Below are 5,662 nucleotides of genomic sequence, written 5' to 3' on the forward strand. Positions count from 1 at the left end.
AGCAAAATCACAAAATAGACTGCCGTTAAGCCTGTTCCCACAACGCAAAACAGCGTGGGTATGGGAAACGTAGAGAAGCTGCCTTGGAACACGAGGAACTCCGCGATGAAGCCACTCATTCCCGGAATGCCTGCGCTTGCCATGCCTGCCAGAATCAGCAGCGCGCTGGTCATGGGCAGTCCGCGAATCGGATTCAGTAAGCCATTCAGAACATCGAGTTCGCGGGTGCCGACTTTTGCTTCAACCACGCCAACCAGATAAAACAGCAGCGCCAGAATCAAGCCGTGACTAACCATTTGCGCAACCACGCCCACCATTGCCAGGGGAGTTAGCGCCGCCGTGCCTAGCAGCACATAGCCCATGTGCCCGATCGAGCTATAGGCCACCATGCGTTTGATGTCTTTTTGAGCGATCGCTGCCATCGCACCATACAGCACACAGACAGCCGCAATAATGGAGAGTCCCGGCGACACCAGTGACCACGTTTCGGGAAACAGCCCCAGACAAAAGCGCACCAGACCATACGTGCCCAACTTTGCCAGCACGCCGCCCAGCAGAATGGCGGTCGGAGTCGAGGCTTCTACATAGGCATCCGGTAGCCAGGTGTGCAGGGGAACCAGCGGAATTTTGATGCCAAAGCCAATCAGCATCACCGTCAGCAGAATCAGTTGAGTGCGCTGAGATAGCCCTTCCGTGGCGATCGCATCGTAGTCGAAGCTGGATGCGCCCGTGAGCCAGTTCAGCGCCAGAAACGCCGCGAGAATAAGGATACCGGAGACAGCGGTGTAGATAAGGAACTTCATGCCTGCGTAGTCCCGCCGTTGCCCGCCCCAAATCACCAGCAGCAGATAGAAGGGAATCAGCTCCAACTCGTAGAACAAAAAGAACAGCAGCAAGTTCTGCGCCAGCAGCGCCCCTGCCATTCCGGAGCTAATCAACAGTACCAGCGAGTAAAACAGGCGAGGACGCTGGAGCGGTTTGGCGTCTTGTCCGGCAAAGTCGCTGCTGAAGACAACGACCAAAACCAGCAGATTCGTCAGCGCCACCAGCGGCAGCGACAATCCATCTATGCCTAGGCTGTAGCTCAGCCCTAGCGTTTGAATCCAAGGTAAATACTCGACCAGCTGTGGACCTGCCGTGCTGAGGTTGAACTGCGTCAGCAGCCATAGCGTCCAGAGGAATAGAAAACCCGCGATCGCCACGGCTCCCAATCGAGCGCGACGGGCAGGAACGTCACCGGGAGTGAATCCAATTAAGGCAGCACCGACGATCGGGAGCCAGATGAGGAGGCTGAGCATGGGGAATCTTGAATGATAAATGTTGAAGGAGAACACTAGACTTCGTCGGGCGATCGCAGCAGCTCGAACGCTAATCGCACCCAGCTAATCGTTGCCAGCGTGTTACGCTCAGATGCCTATCCCTTGCTGGCTACTCCAGTGGTCACTACCAGCGTCAGATGAGACAAGAATGGAAAGCACAGCCACAGTCCCAACAGGGCAACACCTAGCAGAATCGTCAGGGCGTAGAACTGCATCTGACCAGACGTGATGTAGCGCAGGCTTTGTCCGCTAAACAGCGTCACCGTACCAAACAGATTGACGGTGCCATCGACAAAGTGCTTGTCGAACCATGACGTGATGCGAGACACCCGATCGACGCCAAACACGATGCTGTTGCGGTAGAGCGTCGGCGTGTAGAAATCGTAGGACACCAACTCTTGCAGCACTTTGACAGGGAACTTCACGGGCTTGGGGACGTAGTTGCCCAGATAAATAACAGCGGCTAGGCTTCCTCCAAAAATCGTGGACCAAATCAGCAGCAGCGCCATGTCAGTGTTGACCTCTGCCCAGCTTGGCAGCAGCGACAGCGACTGAAGCACTAGGGGCAAATGCAGCGTAAACCCAATCAGAATGGTCATTGGCAGAACCATCGACCAGTGGACTTCCGGCGATCGCAGCGCCATTTGCTTGGGTTTGCCACAGAACAGGAGGCAAAACACGCGCGTTAGCCCGAAAGCGGTTAGGGCATTTGTTACCAGCAGCACACCAATCAGCCAGGCTTGATTGGAGCCTTGCAGCCCATCTGCCAGCGCCAACAGTGCCCAAAAGCTTCCCAGCGGCGGAAAGGCAGTTAGCCCCAACGCGCCGACCGCAAACGCCAATCCCGAAACGGGACGCCGCCCCCACAAACCGCCTAGCTGGGTAACATTCTGCGTGACGCTGTTCCACACGACGGCACCTGCACCAGACATCAGCAGGGCGATCGACAGAGCATGGCTCAGCACCACTAGCAATGCTGCTTCGGTCTGGTGGGTTCCGACTGCAACAAACACCAGTCCCATGTACGCGCTCACCAGGTAAGACAGGGTGCGCTTTAAGTCAATTTGCGCCAGTGCAATCAGCGATCCGCCTACCGCCGTCAACGCACCGATGAAAATAGTTGTAGACATTACCACAGGCGATAGGGACAGCACAGGTTCCAGCTTCACCAGCACCCATGCGCCCGTTGCCACCACGACGGAGTTCCGCAAAATCGACGCGGGCACGGGTCCTTCCATCGCTTCATCCAGCCACAGGTGTAGCGGAAACTGGGCGCACTTGCCCATCGGACCCGCAATCAACGCCAATCCCACAAGGGTAATGATGGTTGGATTAACCTCTGCTGTTTGCGCCCATATCGCCAGTTCCGAGAAGTCCCACGTGCCCGCTAGCGGCAGTAGCGCAATCACTCCCATCAGCAGAAATAAATCGCCAATGCGCTTAGTCAGAAACGCGTCGCGGGCACCTGTAACCACGAGCGACTGGTTAAACCAAATGCCAATGATTAAGTACGTACCTAGCGTCAAAATCTCGAGAATAATGTAGCTAAAAAATAGGGAATCACAGAGCACTAGAGCGGTCATTCCGGCTTCAAACGCGGCAAGCAGTGAATAGAGCCGCGCCCACCCCCAGTCCATTTCCATGTAGCCCATCGCAAAAATCTGAGCCAGGAAATTCAGCCCAGTAATGACGACGATGGCGCCCACAGTCAAGGAAGAAATTTCAATTGGAATTGTAAAATTTAATCCAGCAACGTCTAACCAAGAAATTGACAGTTCGTAAGCAGGTTGATTCCAAGTCGCTTGCAGCGCAATCGAGGAATGAGCAAAGGAAATAAATGTCATCAGAGCATTTACGTACCCCGCTGGACGGGGTCCCGTGCGTCGCGTAATCGAGGGAAACCAGATTACGGACAGCGCTGCACCGATGAGGGAATAGCAGGGCACGAGCCAGACACTCTGAAGCAGGAGCGACGCCATTGGGCATACCTCAAGGTTGCGGGATCAGAAATAACAAAACCCACCAGCTCTGAGTAATCCAAAAACTCGAAGGGGTGGATTAAAAAATTTTTAAGATTTGCTGTTGTCTCTAATTTTTATCACAACCCTTGGTACAAATTGAAGCGCTAAGCCAGCAAAACCGGTTTAGCTACCATTGGTATCTGCAATGGAAACAATTAGATACAAAAATTGCTACAAACCAATGAAAAAGTGTTTGCAGAGCATGGATAGCAGTCTATGGTTAAGCGCGACTGATTAGGCTTGCCCGATCGCCGTCTAGCCTAATGACGGTCTAATTGCAGGTAGCGTAATTACGAGCAGCGCTTAAATCTGTTAACCCCTGAGGCGGTCGATCGTCGCTGGTTAACTCGCAACATTACTTCACGCGGCGATCGACGGTTAGCGGCGTTGGCAGAAACCTTCCATGTTAAGATGTATGGCAATTCTTAACTCTGTGCTGAAGAGGTTATTGATTCATGGAAGCCGCGTTGCTCTTAGCAAAACTGCCTGAAGCTTATTCCATCTTTGATCCGTTGGTAGACGTGCTGCCAATTATTCCAGTCTTCTTTCTGCTGCTGGCGTTTGTCTGGCAGGCTGCCGTTGGTTTTAGATAAACCTTATCAGTCCGAGAGGTTTTTGTAGGGCAGGCGCAAGTCTGCCCTTTTTTATGGTTGTGTGGAGTCAAGATGGCTAGCCAGTGAAGCCTACTAGCACGATCGCCAATCCCAGCAGCAGTGCCACGATAGAAAGCACTTTTCCAGCGTTCCAACTGCCGCGCCACGAGTAGTCTTTGTCGTTCATCACAATTTCCTCTTATCACACATACTGTGTATTGTCACATGCGTCCAACAGGCATAAATTGAGCCAAAGGAGGAATCCCCATTTCCATCACCCCTGACGCTGCCCTATGAGCTATTGTCTAAACCCGTATTGCAGCCGTCCTCAGAATCCAGACGCGGCAAACTTCTGTACAGCGTGCGGGTTCCGGTTGCGCTTGGGCGATCGCTATCGTCCGCTGAACCGGATCGGACGAGGCGGATTTGGCAGAACCTTCCTAGCCGTGGATGAGTACAAACCCTCCCGTCCGCTCTGCGTCATCAAGCAGTTTTTTCCGCAGAATCCGAGTCAGCAAGATCCCGAACTAGCAACGGTGCTGTTTCGACGAGAAGCGATGCAGCTAGAGCAGTTAGGTAGCCATCCCCAGATTCCTGAACTGCTGGCGCATTTTGAGCAAGCGGGGTACCACTATCTGGTGCAGGAGTTCATCGACGGGCAAAACCTGGTGCAAGAAGTGACGGAGCGAGGCGCGTTTACCGAGCAGCAAATCTGGCACTTGCTCGACGATTTGCTGCCCGTGCTGGAATTCATCCACCACCATCACGTGATTCACCGCGACATCAAGCCGCAGAACATTATTCGTCGCGCTTCGACCGGGCAGTACGTTCTGGTAGATTTTGGAGCGGCAAAAACCCTGGAAGGAACAGCGCTAGAGCGAACCGGAACGAGCATTGGCAGCGCAGAATTTACGCCACCTGAGCAGGCGATCGGCAAAGCCACCTTCGCCAGCGACCTCTATAGCCTAGGGGTCACCTGCATCTATTTACTGACGCACGTTCGTCCGGCTGAGTTGTTCGACACCGAGGAAGGCACTTGGGTTTGGCAGCGGCACCTCGATCGTCCCATGAGCGGAGTTCTGGCAAGCCTGTTAGACAAGCTGCTGCAAGGTCCAACGAAGCGGCGCTACCAATCTGTAGAAGCAGTGCTGGAGGATTTGCACGCGCCAGAAATTGTCACAGGGTTGGGAGTGGTAGCAGGGGAACGTGGGGAGCGGGGAGTGGTGCAAGCCGCTAGCGTGAAGCCAGAATTGCCAGAGACGATGCTGCCGGAAGAGGAGCGGTCCCTTAATTGGCGCTGTCAGCACACGCTAACCGGGCATCAAAGCTGGGTGCGATCGGTGGTGTTTCAGTCGAATGGAGCGCTGTTAGCCAGTGGCAGCGGCGATCGCACCGTGAAGCTGTGGAATTTAGAGGGAGAACTGCATCGGACGATCGCCGCGCATGCAGGCTGGGTACGGGCGATCACAACCAGTCCCAACGGAGAACTGCTTGCCAGTTGCAGCAACGATCGCACCGTAAAAGTCTGGCAGTGGCAGACCGGAGAACTGGTGCAGACGTTAAACGGGCACACCGATTGGGTGCGATCGGTGATGTTCAGCCCGGAAGGTAAGCACTTGATCAGCGGTAGCCAGGATGGCACCGTGCGGATCTGGTACGTTGCCACAGGTAAACTGCTGCAAACGCTGCGAGGACACGAACACTGGGTCACCTCGATCGCGGTCGCCCC

The 5,662-nt window shown here is 54.4% G+C and carries 4 protein-coding genes; 2 read left to right on the forward strand and 2 right to left on the reverse strand.

What is annotated here, in order from left to right:
- The coding region (locus H6F43_RS09810) for an NADH-quinone oxidoreductase subunit M (RefSeq protein ID WP_190342603.1) at positions 1-1,298 on the reverse strand (1,298 nt) is incomplete at its 3' end.
- Between the two features lie 116 nt (positions 1,299-1,414).
- Positions 1,415-3,298 carry an NAD(P)H-quinone oxidoreductase subunit F gene (locus tag H6F43_RS09815; protein WP_190342604.1) on the reverse strand — a complete coding sequence of 628 codons (1,884 nt, stop codon included), beginning with the start codon at positions 3,296-3,298 and terminating at the stop codon, positions 1,415-1,417.
- Positions 3,299-3,795: 497 nt separating this feature from the next.
- Between H6F43_RS09815 and H6F43_RS09820 the strand changes: the two genes are divergently transcribed.
- Both H6F43_RS09820 and H6F43_RS09825 read left to right on the forward strand, forming a co-directional pair.
- Positions 3,796-3,933: a photosystem II reaction center protein K gene (locus tag H6F43_RS09820; protein WP_009768893.1), complete on the forward strand. Its 138-nt coding sequence runs from the start codon at positions 3,796-3,798 to the stop codon at positions 3,931-3,933.
- Between the two features lie 293 nt (positions 3,934-4,226).
- Positions 4,227-5,662: serine/threonine-protein kinase (locus H6F43_RS09825; protein ID WP_190342605.1), on the forward strand; the 1,436-nt coding region annotated here is incomplete at its 3' end.

It is taken from the genome of Leptolyngbya sp. FACHB-36 (assembly GCF_014695955.1).
Classification (GTDB): Bacteria; Cyanobacteriota; Cyanobacteriia; order Leptolyngbyales; family Leptolyngbyaceae; genus FACHB-36.